The sequence below is a fragment of the Gemmobacter caeni genome (assembly GCF_003054195.1).
Classification (GTDB): Bacteria; Pseudomonadota; Alphaproteobacteria; order Rhodobacterales; family Rhodobacteraceae; genus Gemmobacter; species Gemmobacter caeni.
This window is the reverse complement of the sequence record NZ_QBKP01000001.1, coordinates 317261-334673: the sequence shown is the minus strand read 5'-3', so window position 1 is coordinate 334673 and position 17413 is coordinate 317261. Positions and strand designations below refer to the sequence as shown.

Genomic DNA, 17413 nt, shown 5'->3' with positions numbered 1-17413 from the left:
CCGTCATGGATCGGGGTTCGGCGGCGGCTTGTCAACGCTTGCGGCCTCCGTGAACCGTGCCCGCAGCACGTCGCGCGCGGTCCCGATGGCGCGGGGCAGCGGCTCGCCACGCGCCAGTGCCACCGCGATGGCGCTGGCCAGGGTGCAGCCGGTGCCACGCAGGGAGGCGGGATAACGGGGACCGGAATAGCAATGCGGACCGCGCCGCGCCGCATAAAGCCGGTCCTCGCAATCTGCCGTTTCGGCATGGCCGCCCTTGACCAGAACCGCCGCGCAGCCCCGATCCCGCAGGGTCTGCACCTGCGCGGCCTCCAGTCCCGGCGTGGTCAGGGCCTGCAATTCCGGCAGGTTCGGTGTCAGCAGTGTGACGCGCGGCAGCAGCAAGCGCAGCAGGGCGGCGACGCCCTGCGGGTCCAGCAGTGGGTGGCCTGAACTGGAGGCCAGCACCGGGTCCAGAACCACTGGCGCCTGCGGCAGGGCCGCCGCCACCGCTTCGACAATGGCGGCACTGACCAGCATGCCGATTTTCACTGCATCTACCCGGCCCGCCGCGCGGATCTGCGCTGCGACGGTTTCAGGCGGCACCGGATGACTTGCCAGCACCCCGGCATCGGTCTGGGCGGTGACGGCGGTGACGGCGATGCAGGCATGAGCACCCATGCCGGTGGCGGTGGCAATGTCGCGCGCCAGCCCGGCGCCGCCGCCGGAATCGCTGCCGCCGATGCACAGGACGCGCGGCCTCATGGCCCGACCGCGCAGATGGCGACATCGGCATGTCCCCGGTCGGCCAGCGAGCGTGCCGCCCGCCATGCCCTGAGCCCGCTGGCGCAAAGGAAGACGACTCGGCGGTCATGGGGCACGGTCGCGGGGGCCTCCTGACTGCGCAGGTCGATACTCAGATCCCCGGGGCGGATCATGCCGGGGGCAATGACCCTGGGGCTGGGCGGCGGGTCTGCGGCCTCGTCGAAGCGGAACTGTGCCACCCGCCATTCCGCGAAATCGACGCTGAGCATCAGGCCAAGCGGTGACGGCCTGTGTCCCAGCAGCACCGAAAGCGCCATCTGGGCCTGCATGGCACCCAGCGTCGCCACGGCAGGGCCCATCACCCCGGCGGTGGCACAGGTGGCGGCGCGGGGCGGCGGGTCGGGGAAGACGGCGCGCAGGCCGGGTGCCGGGCCACAGAAACCGCCGACATAGCCCTGTCGCCCCAGAACCGAGGCGCTGACGAGCGGTTTGCCCGCCGCGCGGCACAGGTCCGACAGCGCGTAGCTGGTGGCGAAATTATCGGCCGCGTCCAGCACGAGATCGGCCGCCGCAAGCGCCCCGGGCGTGGTTTCCGGGTCCAGCCGGGCCAGGACGGGCCGCGCCTCACAATCGGGGTTCAGCGCTGCCAGATGCCGCACGGCGGCCTCGGCTTTCGGCGCGCCGATATCGGTCATACGGTACAAGGTCTGGCGGTGGAGATTGTGTTCCTCCACCCGGTCGGGATCGCAGATCACCAGATGCCCGACGCCCGCACCCGCCAGCAGTGGCAGGAGGGCGGACCCCAGTCCGCCCGCCCCGGCGACCAGAACCCGTGCCTGCGCCAGCCGCGCCTGACCCCCGGCGCCCACCTCGGGCAGGCAGCTTTGCCGGATGTAGCGGTTCATTGCCGATACCTTTCGGTCGCCGCGATCCAGTCGCGGCAGCGCGCCTCGGGGTCTTTGGCCTGGGCGATGTCAGTCACCACGGCGGCACTGGCGGCGCCTGCGGCGAACAGGCCGGGCAGGCGTTCGGGCACCAGCCCGCCGATTCCGACCAGCGGCACATCGCCCGCCCGCCGCGCCCATTCCGCCACACGGTCCAGCCCCTGCGGCCCCCATTTCATTTTCTTCAGCAAGGTGGGCCAGACCGGACCCAGAGCCACATAGGCCGGTTCAGCGGCCAGGGCGCGGTCGAGTTCGGCGGGATCATGGGTCGAAAGGCCATAGCGCACCCCGGCGCGACGCAGGGCCTGAAAATCGGCACTGTCCATATCCTCTTGCCCCAGATGGACAAAATCACAGCCCAGCGACAGGGCGATCTGCCAGTGATCGTTGATCACAAGCTGGGTGCCATGGGCAGCACAGCAGGCTTTCGCGCGCAGGATCTGGGCGCGCAGATCCGGCTCCGGCCGGTCTTTCACGCGCAGTTGCACCAGCCGCACCCCCAGTGGCACCAGCCTCTCCAGCAGCCCGGCATCGCCCACGATCAGGTAAAAGGGGTCGGGCCGTATCATGCCAGCACCGCCTGACCGAAAACCGGAGTGGAGGCGACCGCCATGTCGCGCCGGGGCATCAGCCCGGCCCTGTAGGCCAGCCGTCCGGCGCTGACCGCCTGCCCGAAAGCGCGGGCCATTTCCACCGGGTCCAGCGCGCGGGCGACGGCGGTGTTCAGAAGCACCGCGTCAAAACCCATCTCCATCGCCGCCATGGCCTGCGAAGGCGCGCCGATCCCCGCATCAATCACCAGCGGCACTTCGGGGAAATGCGCCCGCATCGTGCGCAGCGCCTCGACATGCCGCAGCCCCTGGCCCGAGCCGATGGGTGCCCCCCAGGGCATCAGCACGCGGCATCCGGCCTCCAGCAGACGTTCGCCCACGATCAGATCCTCGGTCGTGTAGGGAAAGACCCTGAAGCCCTCGGCGCAAAGCACCCGCGCCGCCTCGACCAGCGCGAAGGGATCGGGTTGCAGCGTATCGGCATGGCCGATGACCTCCAGCTTGATCCAGTCGGTGCCGAACAGTTCGCGCGCCATATGGGCGGTGGTGATCGCTTCGCGTGCGGTGTGGCACCCGGCGGTATTGGGCAGGATGCGACAGCCGCTGTCGCGCAGGATCTGGCGGAAGGCGCCGCCGCCTTGCCCCTCGCGCCGCAGCGAGACGGTGATGACCCCGGCCCCCGATGCTGCGATGGCGTCGCGCAGGATGGCGGGCGAGGGGTATTGCGCGGTGCCCAGCATCAGGCGGCCGGGCAGGTCGATGCCATAGAACATGACTCAGCCCCCCTGCATCGGGGCCAGAACCTCGATCCTGGCGCCGGGGTGAAGGCTGGTTGCCGCCCGCGCCTGTCGGGGGACGAACTGCCCGTCCAGCGCGGTGGCAACCGAGGCGGCGTCAAAGCCCTGCTCAGTGATCAGGGCGGCAAGGGTGGTGGCGCGGGTGACGACGGGGGTTCCGTTAAGGTCAATCTGCATGGGCGGGTTCCTTGGTCAGCAGGCGGGCCAGATCCATCGCCAGCGCGGGAGCCATGAGGAAACCATGGCGATACATGCCGTTGATGTGGATGTGCCCGCCGCTTTGGTGGATGGCGGGAATATTGTCGGGGAAGGCGGGGCGCAGGCCGGTGCCGGTGGCAAGGATCTGCGCGTCGGCAAAGCCGGGGTGGACGTTCCAGGCGGCGGACAGCAGCTCCATCACTGCACGGGCGGTGATCGGGCCGGGGTCGGCGCTTTCCACCATGGTGGCGCCGATCATGTAGCGGTCCTGTCCGCGCGGCACGATGTAGCAGGGAAAGCGCGGATGCAGCAGCCGCACGGTGCGCGACAGTGCGGCACCGGGGGCGCTGACCTCCAGCATTTCACCTCGCACTGCGCGCAGGCCTTGCAGGGTGGCAGACATGCCGCGGCAATCAACGATGCGGCCACGGGGCGGTCCGCTCCGGAATGCAACGCCCCGCCCGTTCAGGCCCTCGATCAGAGAGGCCAGCGCGACGACAGGGTCCAGATGCGCTTCCTCTGCGTAAAACAGACTGCGCGTGAAGCGGCCCGCCAGATCAGGTTCCAGCGCGCCGGGATCGGCCGGTCGGTGGCCGGTGGTCGCGCGGGCGAAGCGGTCAAGCTCTGCCCCGTCGCGCGGTGCAGCCAGCACCAGCGTGCCACGCCGGACCACGCCGGGCACATGCCCCGCCCACCAGTCCACCGCCGCGCGACCGCGTGTGACCACGGTTTCCGGCGCGCTTTCACCTTCGCAGAACGGGGCGAGCATCCCGCCCGCCAGCCGCGACACCGGCGGCGGAGCGCCGGGCGGGGTGATGACCTCGACCGCCAGCCCCGCCTCGCTCAAGGCGGTGGCGGCACAAAGCCCCGCCACCCCCGCACCAAGGACCGAAATCATTCCGCAGGCTCCGCCGGGATGTAAAGCTGCCCCGCCTCGCGGAACTTCTCGGCCATCGCGGCCATGCCCTGCTGTTTTTCGGCCTCGGCGCGGATGTCGTGCGAAATCCGCATCGAACAGAACTTCGGGCCGCACATCGAACAGAAATGCGCGACCTTGTGCGCTTCGGCGGGCATGGTTTCATCATGCATCTCGCGCGCGGTATCGGGGTCGAGACCAAGATTGAACTGATCCTGCCAGCGGAACTCGAACCGCGCCCGGCTCAGTGCATCGTCGCGCCGTTGCGCCCCCGGATGGCCTTTGGCCAGATCGGCGGCATGGGCGGCCAGCTTGTAGGTGATGACCCCGGTTTTCACATCATCGCGGTCGGGCAGGCCAAGGTGTTCCTTCGGCGTGACGTAACACAGCATCGCCGTGCCGAACCAGCCGATCATCGCCGCGCCGATGGCGCTGGTGATATGGTCGTAGCCCGGCGCAATATCGGTGGTCAGCGGCCCGAGCGTGTAGAACGGCGCCTCGTGGCAATGTTTCAGCTGCTCGTCCATATTGGCCTTGATCTTGTGCATCGGCACATGGCCGGGGCCTTCGATCATCACCTGACAGTCCTTTGCCCAGGCGATTTTGGTCAATTCGCCCAGTGTCCGCAGCTCTGCAAACTGGGCCTCGTCATTGGCATCGGCGATGGAGCCGGGGCGCAGCCCGTCGCCCAGGCTGAATGACACGTCATAGCGGCGGCAGATATCGCAGATTTCCTCGAAATGCTCGTAGAGGAAACTTTCGCGGTGGTGATGCAGGCACCATTTCGCCATGATCGACCCGCCACGCGAAACGATCCCGGTGACCCGTTTCGCCGTCATCGGGATCATGTGCAGCCGCACGCCTGCGTGGATGGTGAAGTAATCCACGCCCTGTTCCGCTTGTTCGATCAGCGTGTCGCGGAAAATCTCCCACGTCAGATCTTCGGCCACGCCGCCCACCTTCTCCAGCGCCTGATACAGCGGGACCGTGCCGATCGGCACCGGGGCGTTGCGGATGATCCAGTCGCGGATATTGTGGATGTTGCGGCCCGTGGAGAGGTCCATCACCGTGTCGGCGCCCCAGCGGATCGCCCAGACCATTTTTTCCACCTCCTCCTCCATCGAGGAGGTGACGGCGGAATTGCCGATATTGGCGTTGATCTTCACCCTGAAGTTGCGGCCGATGATCATCGGCTCCAACTCGCGGTGATTGATATTGGCAGGGATGATGGCGCGGCCCGCAGCGATTTCGGCGCGCACAAATTCGGGCGTCACCAGATCGGGCAGCGTGGCGCCGAAGCTTTCACCGTCGCGCGTGACGGCGGCGCTGCGCCCCTCGTTCTCGCGCAGGGCGACGAATTCCATCTCGGGCGTGATGATGCCCGCGCGGGCATAGGCAAGCTGCGTGACCGCCCGGTCGCCCGTGGCGCGCAGGGGCGCACGCTGCACGGGGAAGGCGGGCGTCAGCCGCGCGCCGGTGGCAAAGCCGTTGTCGGCTTCCGTCACCGCGCGGCCCGTGTAGCTTTCCACATCGCCACGCGCCTGCAACCAGCCACCGCGCACATCGGGCAGGCCCTGCGCAATGTCGATCTGCGCCGCCGGATCGGTATAGGGGCCGGAGCTGTCATAGACGGTCAGCGGTGCCTCGTTGGAAATGCCGATCTCGCGCAGCGGCACGCGGATGTCATGCGTCGCGCCGGTGACATAGACCTTGCGCGAGGCGGGCAGGGCGCCGGTGGTGATGGCGGGGATCGTGTCTTTCATTGTGGTCTCCTCTTGCGATGAGACCCAAGTGAAACAGTCGGCAGAAAGGGACCACATGGCCCCGGCTGCGCCGAATGGGCCATAGCGGCCCGAAAGGACCGCCCCCGGATGTGCGAGGAATGCGGAAATACCCTTCGGTCTTCCTACGCCAGTGTCAACTGGGTCAGGTTCAAAGGGTCGCGTCACCGGGGTCCGAGCGGATCGGAACCCCTGTCAGCCTCTCAGTCCCCTTGGCGGGACTCCCCTGACGTCCGGGCATCATCGGGGCCTCGGGCGGCGCTGTCAACCGCGAAACGCCGGGGTGTCTTTTTCGTCTGCCGCCGCCTTGCCGCTGGCCGAATGCGGTGCAGCGGGTATAAGGAAACCACGATGGATGATCCGACCGAAGACCTGACCGAACAACTGGAACGCGCGCGGGTCGCGTGGTTCTATTTCATGGGCGGGCTGACCCAGCAGGAAATCGCTGCCCGCATGAACATGACGCGGTTGCGCGTCAACAAGATCATCGGGCAGGTGCGCGAGGATGGCGCGGTGCGCATCGACGTGACGCTGCCGCTGACCGACTGCATCGCGCTGGCCGAGGCGGTGACCGCGCGTTACGGGCTGGCCGAGGCGGTGGTGGTGCCCGATGTGCCGGATTATCTGGAACAGAAGCGGGTGATCGGCGAGGCGGCGGGGGCCATGGCCGGGGCGCTGGTGGAAGGGCGTGATCTGGGAATCGGTGTTGCCACCGGGCGCACGCTCAGTTTCGCGGTGCGCCGGCTGCATGCAAAACCACATCCCGACAGCTGGGTTGTCGGGCTGACCGGCGGGGTCACGCGGTCCTCGGGCACCAATACATTCGAGGTCGCCACCAGTTTCGCCCGCGGTCTGGGGGTGGAATGCCATTACCTGACCGCGCCGCTGTACTGCGCCTCGCCGGAAAGTCGCGAGACGCTGTTGCTGATCGACGAACTGACCGATGTTCTGGCCCGCACCGAAATTGCGGATCTGGGTATCACCTCCTGCGGGTCGCTGGCCGAGGATGCGACGCTGACGCAGATCCGCGTGGTGAAGGATCATCTGGACGACGTGCTGAAACGTGGTGCTGTGGGCGAGTTTCTGGGCTGTTTTCTGGATGCGCAGGGCCGGCCGGTCGATCATTTCCTGAATGAATCAATCATCGCGCTCAGCCCCGACAAGCTGAAGCTGAAGCCGATGTCCATGCTGGTGTCAGGCGGGATCGAGAAGGTGCAGATCATCCGCGCCATCCTGCGCGGCGGCTATGTGAACCGTCTGGTCACGAATGAAGCCGTGGCCCGCGCGCTCATGGCGGGGCCACGGTAAGGGCTCAGGCGGTGGCCTGCGCCTCGGCCATGGCGGCGGCCATGGCGCGCAGGATCACGAAAGTCGAGGCGGCGCCGGGATCGATATGGCCCTTGGAGCGCGCGCCCAGCTTGGCGGAACGCCCCCGCCGCGATTCCAGACCGGCGGTGGCCTTCATGCCCGCCTCGGCGCCATCGCGGGCGGCCTCGATCACTGCAAGTTCGGCACCCGTGGCCATGGCCTCCTGCGCGCGGGCCACGGCGGGCACCCAGGCGTCGATCATGGTCTTGTCGCCCGGTTCGGCCCGGCCCCGGTCGCGCACGCCTTGCAGCGCGGCGGCAAGCCAGGCTGCCAGCGCGCCCGCGTCAAGGTTCTGCCGGTCGCTGACCGCCGCGCCTGCCCGCAGGAACGCGGTGGCGTAAAGCGGGCCGGAGGAGGCGCCGACCGCATCCAGAAACGCCTTGGCCATGCGCTTGCAACTGCCTTCGATGGTTTCGTCGCCGGGGGCGTTTTCCAGCGCGCCCTGCACGGCCTTCCAGCCGATTTCCATGGTGACACCATGGTCGCCGTCTCCGATCACCCCGTCCAGTTCCGACAGCCAGTCGCGGGCGGCGATGATCTCGTCCCCCGCGCGCTGCATCATGGCGCGGAACAGCGGGGGCGTGATCGCGCCATCGCGGATCAGCGCGACCGTCGGGGCGCTGCGGGCGGCAGGTTCGGCCCCCGTAACGGTCTTGCGGACCGACCGCGCCGTGCTGGCGGCGGTGCCCTCGATGGCGCCGACCGTCAGCGCCGGGGTGCGGCAAGGGTGGTCCAGCAGTGCGGCAAGTTCATCATCGAGCCGCATCAAGGTAATCGAGGCACCCGCCATCTCCAGCGAGGTCGCATATTCCCCGACCCAGGAGCGGTAGATCGTGATGCCACGCGCATCCAGCACCTGCCTGAGTCGGGCAAAGAGGATGTAAAGCTCGACCAGTGAGGTCGAACCCAGCCCGTTCACCAGCACTGCCACCCGGTCGCCCCGCGCTGGCGCCATCTCGGACAGGATCGCCTCCATCAGCGTATCGGTCACCTGATCGGCCGGGGCCAGCTTGTCGCGGCGGATGCCCGGCTCGCCATGCAGACCCATGCCGATTTCCATTTCGTCATCGCCGATCTCGAAATTCGGCTTGCCGGTCTGCGGCAGTGAACAGGCCCCCAGTGCCACGCCCATCGACAGGGTGGCGTCATTGGCCTTGCGCGCCAACGCCTCGACACGCGCCAGCGGCTCGCCCAGATCGGCGGCAGCCCCGGCCACCTTGAAGACAAAGAAATCGCCCGCGATGCCCCGCCGTTCCCCGCGCCGTTCAACCGGGGCCGAGGCCACGTCATCGGCCACCTGAACCTGCCGCACCGGGGTGCCCGCGGCGGCAAGCTCTTCCGCCGCCATGGTGAAGTTCATCACATCGCCGGTGTAATTGCCGTAAAGCAGCAGCACACCCGCCCCGCCATCGGCGGCACGCGCCGCATCGAGGATCTGTTCGGGCGAGGGCGAGGCAAAGATATTGCCCACCGCCGCCGCATCGGCGAGCCCGCGCCCGACATAGCCTGCGAAGGCCGGTTCATGCCCCGAGCCGCCGCCGACCACCACGCCGACCTTGCCGTCGCGCGGCCCGTCCACCGCGACCACGGCGCGGCCGGTGGGGCCTTCGACCGTCAGCATGTCGGGATGGGCGGCGACCATGCCCGCGATCAGCTGGGGGATGATGTCTTCCGGCGCGTTGATGAGTTTCTTGGTCTTAGTCATGGGAATATCCACTTCGTCAGGTCAGGCGCCGTCGCGGCGAAGATAGCGGCGCGACAGGGCGTCGAACGAGATCGCCAGAACCACGATCACGCCGGATACCACGCCCTGCCAATAGGGCGACACGCCAAAAAGCACGATGATGTTTTCGATGATGGCGATGATCCCCGCCCCGAAGATCGCCCCCAGCGGCGAGCCTACCCCGCCGGTGGTGGCAACCCCGCCGATCACGGCGGCGGCGATGGGGGCCAGCACCCAGGTCTGCCCGATGGAGGGCTGCGCCGTGCCCAGCCGCGCCACCATCAGCAGCCCGGCCAGTGCCGACAACATCCCCGCCAGCGTAAAGACCAGCAGACGGATGCGGTCCACCCGGATGCCCAGCATGCGGGCGGCAGCAGGGTTGTTGCCGATGGCATACATATACCGGCCCATCGGCGTCTTCAGCGACAGAAACAGCGCGATGGCCAGCACCGCCAGCATGATCAGGAAGGGCACGGGCACGCCAAGAAGATCGCCCCGGCCAAGGAACTGGATCTCTGCCGGAATGCCGGTGATCGCGACGCCCTTGGTCAGCACGAGGATGGCGCCGCCATAGATGCCCGCCGTGCCAATGGTCAGCACCAGCGAATGCAACCCCAGCACGGTGACCAGCAGGCCGTTCAGGAAACCCAGCGCAAGGCCAAGGCACAGGGCGAGGATCAGCGCCATGGGCGCGGGCAATCCCGCCTGCACCATCAGCATGCCGGAGACCACGCCGCACAGGCCGCCAATGGTGCCCAGCGAAAGGTCAAGCTCACCCAGGATCATCAGCGAAGATTGCGCGATGGTGACCAGCCCCACGAAGGCAAGGCCCCGCGCGATGACCGACATGTTGTAACCGGACAGGAAATATGGGGAAATCACCGCCGAGATGGCGAAGATCGCCACAAGCGCCACGAAAACCCCGGCCAGCGGGTTGCGCATCAGGAGTGTCAGCGCCGGGGGGCGGCGCGTCTGTGCGGAGTGTTCAGTCGACATGAGAAGCCTCTGCGTCTTCGGGGGCGGACCCGCCAGCCCCCGTGCCGGTGGCGAAGATCGCCCCGACGAGTGTTTCGGTCTCGGTGCTGGCGGCATCGAAGCTGCCGGTCAGGCGGCCGCCATGCATGGTGATGATGCGGCTGGCACAGCGGCGCAGCTCGGTCATTTCCGAGGAGATGAGGATGATCCCCACGCCTTCCCCGGCCAGCCGCTTCATGATGCGGTAGATTTCGGCCTTGGTGCGGATGTCGATGCCCTTGGTCGGTTCATCGAAGATCAGGATGCGCGGCGTCGTGGCCATGGCGCGGCCGATGATGGCCTTCTGCTGATTGCCGCCCGACAGGGTGGCGATGCGCTGACCGGGGCCGGAGGCGCGAATGCCGTAATCACCGATCACGCGGGCGACGATACCGCGTTCCTTGCCGCTGTCGATGCCGGTGGCGCCGGTGGTCAGCGACAGGACCGAAAGGCCGATGTTCTCGCGCAGCGACAGCAGCGGGAAGATGCCATGCGCCTTGCGCTCTTCCGACAGATACAGCATCCCGCCCGCGACCGAGGCGGCGGTGTCATTCAGCCGCCAGTCGCGGCCTTCCACCCGGACACGGCCGCCGCTGGCCTTGCGGTAGCCGAAGATGGTCTGCATCAGTTCGGATCTTCCGGCGCCGACAAGGCCAGCGAAACCCAGGATCTCGCCCCGTTTCAGCGTGAAGCTGACATCGCGGAACAGTGGACCGGACAGGTTGTCGACCTGCAGGATCGTATCGGTGACCGGGCCATCGGGGCGGAAATGTTCGTCGATCGCCACCTCGCGGCCCGACATGGCGCGGATCAGCGCCGCTTCGTCAATTTCGTCCACCCGGCCTGCATCGACCTTCCGGCCATTGCGCAGCACCGTATAATCCTGCCCGATCCCGAACACTTCCTCCATCTTGTGCGAGATGAAGATGATCGCATGATCGCGGTCCAGAAAGCCGCGGATCACCCTGAACACCCGCTCCACCTCGCGCGCGGTCAGGGCCGAAGTCGGCTCGTCGAGGATCAGCACCTTCATGTCACGGTTGGTCGAGGCGCGGGCGATCTGCAACAATTGCTGATCGGGGACCGAGATATGGCGCACCATATCGGATGGTTTCGCCTCGATCCCGAACCGATCCAGATACTCCTGCGCTTCCGCCTCCATCCGGCGGCGGTTCACCAGCCCGCCATGGCCGGTGCGGTCAAACGGCATGAACAGGTTTTCTGCCACGCTGACATCGGGGAACAGCGACAGTTCCTGCGGCACATAGGCGATCTTGCGGAACAGGTCGGGGTGATCCAGCGGGTTTTGCCCGTCGATGGCGATGCTGCCGCGTGTGGCGCGATCCGCCCCGGTCAGGATCTTCACAAGCGTTGATTTTCCGGCGCCATTCTCGCCCGCAAGAATATGCGTGCGGCCCAGTTCAACTGACAGATCGACACCGTCAAGCGCGGTCACGCCCGGAAAATCACGGCCGAGGCCGCGTGCTTCGAGATAGGCCATGTCTCCTCCCACGGCTGGTGTGCGGCCGGCGGGGTGCCGGCCGCGCGTGGCTCAGTTGCCCAGATTGTCCTTGGTGAGGAAGGCGTTCCCGGTATCCAGATAGCCCGGAACCGGCGCGCCGGTCGCCTGTGCCCAGAGCAGCATGACCGACCAGTAGCCTTGCAGTTCCGGCTGCGAGGCCGAGGAACTGTCGGCGACGCCCGAACGGATCATGTCGAGCATCTCGGGCAGGTTATCCAGACCGACCAGCGTGACCTGACCCTGCTTCCCGGCCTCGACAATGGCCTGACCGATGCCGATGGGACCGGCGGCATCCGAGGCGACCCAGCCCTTGAGATTGGGGTTCGCCTGCATGATGGCAGCGGCCTGCTGTTGCGCCGTCTCGATGCTGTCATTGTCGATGCCTTCAGCCACGACCTTGATGCCCGGATGTTCGGCAAAGACCTCGCGGTGGCATTCGGCACGGATCGAGTGGTTCGGCGCGGTCGGCACGCCCATCATGATGGCGACCTCGCCCTCACCGCCCAGCACCTCGACCAGACGGCGCGCGGCGATCTTGGCCTGCTCGCAGAAATCCGAGCCGATATAGGGGATCTGCATCCCCTCGGGCGGCACCGAGTCGAAGATCACCAGCGGGATGTCCTGCCCCTGCGCGGCTTCCAGCGAGCCGCGGTTGCCTGCCGGGTCCAGCAGGTCAATGGCGATGCCGTCGGGACGGGTGGAGATGGCGCTTTCCACGATCTGCACCTGTTGCACGACATCGGCGGTCTGCGGTGCGGAATAGACGATCTCGACGTCAGCGCCGGTCTGCGCCTTCAGGGCGGCGGCGGCCATCTGCGCACCGTCGTTCACCTTGTCGAACCAGGGGTGAACCACCTTCGGGACGATCAGGAAGCGGTAGCTGTCTTTCTTGGTGGTGCCCGCAGCATCCTGCGCGGCGGCGGCAATCGGCATGGCAAGGGCCACACCGGCCAGCATGGCGGCCAGTTTCTTCATGGTATTCCTCCCAGATTGTATGCCCGGCGTCGGGCATTCCTGCTGTCGGCGCGCGGTTCCTCCCTGACGCCTCAAGACTCAATACATATGTATTTTTAAAATTACAAGTATATGTGGTGTGCGATTGCATCTGTCGGCGCCCTGCGGCAGGCGCATGCGAAAAGGCCCCGCACGACCGTCAGGTCGCCGGGGTCGGAAGTGCCGCGCGCATCAGTCAGGGCAGGGGCCGGTTCACCGGATCGGGCAGCCTGCGATCAGACGCCGACATCGGGGCCCGCACAGGCCAGCGGGGTCTTGCTTTGCTCGACCTCGGTCAGTTCCGTGCCGTCGGGATCACCGGCAAAGCGGGCTTTCAGCCTGCCGCCCTCCTGCCAGAAGGCCCAGCACTGAGGATCGGACTCGCTTTCATAGACAAAGCAGATCTGGCTGTCGGCCTCGTACCAGTGGCCCTCCTGGCATTCCTGCGCGGTAAAGGCCCAGCGGACACGGCGGTTCGGCAGATATTGCTCGGTCCCGAAGATCGTGCCGCCCTGCGCATAGGTCAGTGTCTTGCCGGTGGCATAGGCCTCGAATTCTGTCGCCGTCATTGGCGTTTGCGCGGCGGCAGCAAGCGGCGGCAGAAGCAGGGCCAGCGCAAGCACAGGGGCGGGGCGGGAGGGCAGCAGCATGGGGGACTCCGGGTTGCGGATTTGGGGCAGGGTGACAGAGCGGCGCGTCAGGCGCCAGTCACGCCCGCTTGATCGTCATGCGTTGGCGCTGCCTGCCAGTGCGCCAGACGGGGCTTCATCATCCGCCGCCAGCGGCGCGGCATCAGCGCGATGGCCCCGCAAACCGGCAGCGAATACGGAAGCCACGGTGCTTCGTCCGGCTCGGGCAGTCGCAGCGCGGGATAGGGACGCGCGGGATGGGCATGATGATCGGAATGGCGCGGTGCGTTCAGCATGACGCCCGACGAAAACCAGTGCGGGGCATTCCAGCTATGGCGTGGCCCCACCGGCTCCGGCCGGCCATCGGGCAGCAGGCGGCGGCGCAGGCCGTAATGCTGGACATAATCCGACAGCATCAGTTGCGCGGTGGCGTAACCTGCAAGCAGCAGCCAGACAAAAAGCCCGGCCCAGCCCGCCAGAACGGCGCCCAGCCCGAGGCAGGCAAGACCGCCCGCGACATAGATCACATAGGGGTTGAGCCCACCTGTCTGTTTCCACCGCGCGGTTTCGGCGCGCAGACCGGCGCGGAAGCTGCCGAAATAGGCGCGTGGCAGGAATTGGTAGAAACTCTCGTCGTCGCGGGCCGAGTTCGGATCTTCCGGTGTCGCGACATGCCGGTGATGCACCAGCCGGTGTGCTGAGGTGTGATGCCCGTTCAGCAGGGTGACATAAACTGCCATCCCCAGCCGGAACAGCCGCCGGTCGCCGCGATGGATCAGTTCGTGCGCGGCGGGGTTCGAGACCTGACCGAACAACTGGCCGGACCCCAGAAACAGTGCAATCCGCGCCCAGAGCGGCAATCCGCTGTCGCCCGCAATCGCCCAGACCGCCAGCGGAAAGGCCAGAAGATGCGCGGTACCGATCAGGGCCAGCAGGCGATCGGCGGCGGGAAACTCCGCTCCTTCCGGCGCATCCGGGGCGACCCAGGGGATCAGCCGGTCCAGAAGTGCGGTCAGCCCCGCCATATAGCCCAGCCCCAGCCAGACCCAACCGCCTCCGGCCCAGACCCCGAGGGCCAGCAGAAGGAAGGGGGTGGTCGCGGCGATGGCGAACAGCGCCATGCGCGGCAGCGGAAGGAAACGGGGGGGCACCTGCATCATGGCGCCACCTTAGCACGCGGCCGGGCCGGGCAAAGCCCCCGCACTGCGACCGGCTGCCGCGTGGTTCAGGCGAAGACCGATCCCAGCGCCCAGAGGCCGAAGCCGATCAGCACCGCCCCGGAAAGCCGCGCGACCCAGAGGGCAAAGCCCGGCAGCAGACGGTGGCGTGCCAGAGCGACGCCGCCACTCAGTACCACCCACCACAACATCGACCCTGCAAAGACCCCCGCAACGACGGGAAAGCTGCCACCCTTGCCCGAGGCCAGCCCCAGCCCCGCAAAGAGTGCGGCAAAGGACAAGATGGTCATGGGATTCGTCACGGTCAGCAGGAATGTGGCGATGGTGGTGCCCAGAAGGTCACGGGCCGAGACGCGGGCCGCTGCGCGAGGTGGTCCGGGGCGCAGGCTTCGCCAGCCCAGCCACAGCATGAAGATCCCGCCAACCAGCCGCAACGGCAGGTCGATCCGCGCCAGCAAATCGGAAAAGGCCGCAAAGCCAAGCGCCGCCAGTGTCGCATAGGCCGCATCGGCGAGGCCGGTGCCCAGCCCGCCCGCGACCCCGGCCCAGAAGCCGCGCTCCAGCACCCGGTTGATGCACAGCGCCCCGATGGGGCCAAGTGGCGCGGCAATCGCAAGACCCAGCACAAGGCTTTTGAGGAAAAGCGCGACTTCCATCACACACCCGGTGCCGGAACATGCGGCCCGGCGACGGCAGAGGACAGTACAATCACCGTCTCGCTGCGCCCCAGAAACCGGCCCGCCTTCAACTCGGCCAGAACGCTCTCGATCTCGGTCACCGCCCCGACCCGCAGCTTGACGAGATAGGACCAGGCGCCCGTTACATGATGGCATTCCAGAACACGCCGATGGCTGGCGGCAAAACGGCGAAAGGCGGCCTCGTCGGCATCTTCGCGCAGGGCGAGCCACAGATAGACCAGCATCGGCAACCCCAGCGCGGCGGGGTCGGTGTCGACGGTGAAGCGGCGGATCGCGCCCGAGGCGGTGAGCCTGCGGATGCGTTCATTCACGCTGGACGGCGCCAGCCCCACCACGGCGCCGATATCGGCAAGCGCGCGGCGGGAATCCTCCGCCAGAAGTTCGATGATCTTGCGGTCTGTCTCGTCCATGTCCGGATAATGTTCTGCTTGGTTGTGAATTTTTCGGAATATGTGCGGCCACCCATGTGGAGTCAATGGAAATTTTTGCAGATAAGGAGGTTCGCCGCATAATGTGCGGAGCAATGGCATCTTAACCGAATGCGATAACGCCGCAACGTCATGCTTGGTGCCCTGCCGGACAAGCGGCACAATCGGGCGATGACATGGGTCTTCCTGCTTTTCGCCGCAGCCTGCGCGCTGCTTTACGGCCTGCGCTGGGCTGCATCCCGAACGACTTCGGCGGCGCGCTCGACCGTCAAGACCGCCTCGGTGGCCTGTCTGGCGCTGGCCGGCCTGACCGGAGGCGCCCCCGCGCCGGTCGTGGCGGGGCTCGCGCTGGGCGCTGTGGGGGATTTCCTGCTGTCACGACAGGGCGAGGGCGCCTTTCTGGGCGGCATGGCCGCCTTCGCCGCCGGGCATCTGGCCTATGCGCTGGCTTTCGGGGCAGGGATGCCGGGCTGGCCGGTGCTGATCGCGCTCGGCCTGTTGGCCGCCTCGACCGAAGCGTGGCTGGCCCCGCACACGGGCGCGCTGCGCTGGCCGGTGCGCGGCTATGTGCTGGTGATCTGCGCCATGGCCACGCTGGCCGCTGCCCGGCCCGAACCGCTGCTGCGCCTTGGTGCCGCGCTGTTCGTGGCTTCCGACCTGATGCTGGCGCTGGAGATTTTCGTGATCCGCGCGCCAGCCCGTCGCCGCCTGTTGTCCTGTGCGCTCTGGCCCGCCTACTGGGGCGGTCAGGCGCTGATCCTTTGGGCGCTTCTGCCCTGAGGCGCCTCGGCCCTTCCATCCGGCGCCTGAATTGACTAGGTGAAAAAGGCAACCAGCCCGGAGCGGCCATGTCCTTCTTCAAGAAACTCAAAGACCGGATGTTCCGGTCCTCTGACAAGATCGCGGGCAGCCTTGATGCGCTGGTGAGCGAGGATGAGGCCCCGGTGGCGGCGAAACCCGGCCTGCTGGACCGGCTGACCGGCCGCGAGCCGGAGGAGCCGCGCCGCGTCATGGATGACGCGATGCTGGAAAGCCTGGAGGAACTGCTGATCGAGGCCGATATGGGCGTTGATACCGCGACCCGCGTCGCGGCCAACATCGCCGAGGGGCGGATGGGCCGCAAGATCGGCGCGACGGAGCTGAAACGCGCCCTTGCCGCCGAAGTTGCGCGCATCATGGAACCCGTCGCCCGTCCGCTGCCGGTCTATGCCAAACGCCCGCAGGTGGTGCTGGTGGTCGGCGTCAATGGCTCGGGCAAGACCACGACCATTGGCAAGCTCGCCTCGCAATTCAAGGCCGCCGGAAAATCGGTGGTTATCGCGGCGGGCGATACGTTCCGTGCCGCGGCGGTGGAACAGTTGCAGATCTGGGGCACCCGTGCCGGTGTTCCGGTGCTGACCGCGCCGGAAGGCTCTGACCCCGCGAGCCTTGCCTTCGACGCGCTGACCCGCGCGCAGGCTGATGGCGCCGACCTGCTGCTGATCGATACTGCGGGCCGCCTGCAAAACCGCGCCGACCTGATGGAGGAATTGGCCAAGATCGTCCGCGTCATCCGCAAGAAGGACGAAACTGCGCCCCACAACACGCTGCTGGTGCTGGACGCCACCACCGGCCAGAACGCGGTGATGCAGGTGGATATCTTCCGCAAGATCGCCGATGTCTCGGGCCTCGTGATGACGAAACTCGACGGCACCGCCAAGGGCGGTGTGCTGGTCAGCCTCGCCGACAAGTTCGGCCTGCCGATCCATGCCATCGGGGTGGGCGAACAGATCGACGACCTTGCCCCGTTTGATCCCGAAGATTTCGCCCGCGCCCTCGTAGGCCTGCCCGAGTAAACCTCTTGCCTTCATCTGTTTGCAAATATCCTCGGGGGGCCGCCCCGCAGGGGGCGGCGCGGGGGGCAGACGGCCCCTCGTCGCGGCTGACATC

General features: G+C 67.2%; 18 protein-coding genes. 3 read left to right on the top strand and 15 right to left on the bottom strand.

Annotated elements, in window-relative coordinates; genetic code table 11:
* Positions 1–3 precede the first annotated feature (3 nt).
* The 7 genes from C8N34_RS01540 to thiC are packed head-to-tail and all read right to left on the bottom strand — an operon-like array spanning position 4 to position 5913.
* On the bottom strand, positions 4–744 hold the full coding sequence (locus C8N34_RS01540; RefSeq protein ID WP_108127082.1) for a bifunctional hydroxymethylpyrimidine kinase/phosphomethylpyrimidine kinase: 741 nt from the start codon (positions 742–744) through the stop codon (positions 4–6).
* Complete coding sequence (locus C8N34_RS01535) at positions 741–1649, bottom strand: HesA/MoeB/ThiF family protein (RefSeq protein WP_108127080.1); 909 nt, start codon at positions 1647–1649, stop codon at positions 741–743. The genes C8N34_RS01540 and C8N34_RS01535 overlap by 4 nt, the downstream gene beginning before the upstream one ends.
* Entirely contained in the window at positions 1646–2257 is a 612-nt protein-coding gene (locus C8N34_RS01530) for a thiamine phosphate synthase (protein ID WP_108127078.1), read from the bottom strand. The genes C8N34_RS01535 and C8N34_RS01530 overlap by 4 nt, the downstream gene beginning before the upstream one ends.
* Complete coding sequence (locus C8N34_RS01525) at positions 2254–3012, bottom strand: thiazole synthase (RefSeq protein WP_054301669.1); 759 nt, start codon at positions 3010–3012, stop codon at positions 2254–2256. The genes C8N34_RS01530 and C8N34_RS01525 overlap by 4 nt, the downstream gene beginning before the upstream one ends.
* 3 nt (positions 3013–3015) lie before the next feature.
* Positions 3016–3213: a sulfur carrier protein ThiS gene (thiS, locus tag C8N34_RS01520; RefSeq protein ID WP_108127076.1), complete on the bottom strand. Its 198-nt coding sequence runs from the start codon at positions 3211–3213 to the stop codon at positions 3016–3018.
* Positions 3203–4132 carry an FAD-dependent oxidoreductase gene (locus C8N34_RS01515; RefSeq protein WP_108127074.1) on the bottom strand — a complete coding sequence of 310 codons (930 nt, stop codon included), beginning with the start codon at positions 4130–4132 and terminating at the stop codon, positions 3203–3205. The genes thiS and C8N34_RS01515 overlap by 11 nt, the downstream gene beginning before the upstream one ends.
* Positions 4129–5913, bottom strand: a complete 1785-nt coding sequence (gene thiC / locus C8N34_RS01510) for a phosphomethylpyrimidine synthase ThiC (RefSeq protein WP_108127072.1) — start codon at positions 5911–5913, stop codon at positions 4129–4131. The genes C8N34_RS01515 and thiC overlap by 4 nt, the downstream gene beginning before the upstream one ends.
* 369 nt (positions 5914–6282) lie before the next feature.
* Between thiC and C8N34_RS01505 the strand changes: the two genes are divergently transcribed.
* The gene (locus C8N34_RS01505; RefSeq protein WP_108127070.1) at positions 6283–7239 is read left to right on the top strand and encodes a sugar-binding transcriptional regulator; all 957 of its coding nucleotides are present in this window, start codon (positions 6283–6285) and stop codon (positions 7237–7239) included.
* A 4-nt stretch (positions 7240–7243) separates the two neighbouring features.
* Here C8N34_RS01505 and dhaL read toward each other — a convergent pair whose 3' ends face one another.
* The 8 genes from dhaL to C8N34_RS01465 all read right to left on the bottom strand — a co-directional run bounded on the left by dhaL (position 7244) and on the right by C8N34_RS01465 (position 15466).
* Positions 7244–9004, bottom strand: a complete 1761-nt coding sequence (gene dhaL, locus C8N34_RS01500) for a dihydroxyacetone kinase subunit DhaL (protein WP_108127068.1) — start codon at positions 9002–9004, stop codon at positions 7244–7246.
* Positions 9005–9025: 21 nt separating this feature from the next.
* Positions 9026–10018, bottom strand: a complete 993-nt coding sequence (locus C8N34_RS01495) for an ABC transporter permease (protein ID WP_054301674.1) — start codon at positions 10016–10018, stop codon at positions 9026–9028.
* Positions 10008–11537: a sugar ABC transporter ATP-binding protein gene (locus C8N34_RS01490; protein ID WP_108127066.1), complete on the bottom strand. Its 1530-nt coding sequence runs from the start codon at positions 11535–11537 to the stop codon at positions 10008–10010. Before C8N34_RS01490 ends, C8N34_RS01495 begins: the two co-directional genes overlap by 11 nt.
* A gap of 51 nt (positions 11538–11588) precedes the next feature.
* The gene (locus tag C8N34_RS01485) at positions 11589–12533 is read right to left on the bottom strand and encodes a substrate-binding domain-containing protein (protein WP_054301676.1); all 945 of its coding nucleotides are present in this window, start codon (positions 12531–12533) and stop codon (positions 11589–11591) included.
* 254 nt (positions 12534–12787) lie between these two features.
* On the bottom strand, positions 12788–13201 hold the full coding sequence (locus C8N34_RS01480; RefSeq protein WP_108127064.1) for a hypothetical protein: 414 nt from the start codon (positions 13199–13201) through the stop codon (positions 12788–12790).
* A 47-nt stretch (positions 13202–13248) separates the two neighbouring features.
* Positions 13249–14340, bottom strand: coding sequence for an alkane 1-monooxygenase (locus C8N34_RS01475; protein ID WP_242013748.1), 1092 nt, complete (start codon positions 14338–14340; stop codon positions 13249–13251).
* Positions 14341–14405: 65 nt separating this feature from the next.
* Positions 14406–15014 carry a LysE family translocator gene (locus tag C8N34_RS01470; protein WP_108127061.1) on the bottom strand — a complete coding sequence of 203 codons (609 nt, stop codon included), beginning with the start codon at positions 15012–15014 and terminating at the stop codon, positions 14406–14408.
* A complete protein-coding gene (locus C8N34_RS01465) occupies positions 15014–15466 on the bottom strand; it encodes an Lrp/AsnC family transcriptional regulator (protein ID WP_108127059.1) in 453 nt (150 codons plus the stop codon). Before C8N34_RS01465 ends, C8N34_RS01470 begins: the two co-directional genes overlap by 1 nt.
* A 189-nt stretch (positions 15467–15655) precedes the next feature.
* Here C8N34_RS01465 and C8N34_RS01460 point away from each other — a divergent pair, with 189 nt between their 5' ends.
* Both C8N34_RS01460 and ftsY read left to right on the top strand, forming a co-directional pair.
* Complete coding sequence (locus C8N34_RS01460; protein ID WP_158640439.1) at positions 15656–16264, top strand: lysoplasmalogenase family protein; 609 nt, start codon at positions 15656–15658, stop codon at positions 16262–16264.
* 68 nt (positions 16265–16332) lie between these two features.
* Positions 16333–17319 (top strand): signal recognition particle-docking protein FtsY, encoded by a 987-nt coding sequence (gene ftsY / locus C8N34_RS01455; protein WP_108127055.1) that lies wholly within the window; start codon positions 16333–16335, stop codon positions 17317–17319.
* Positions 17320–17413 lie beyond the last annotated feature (94 nt).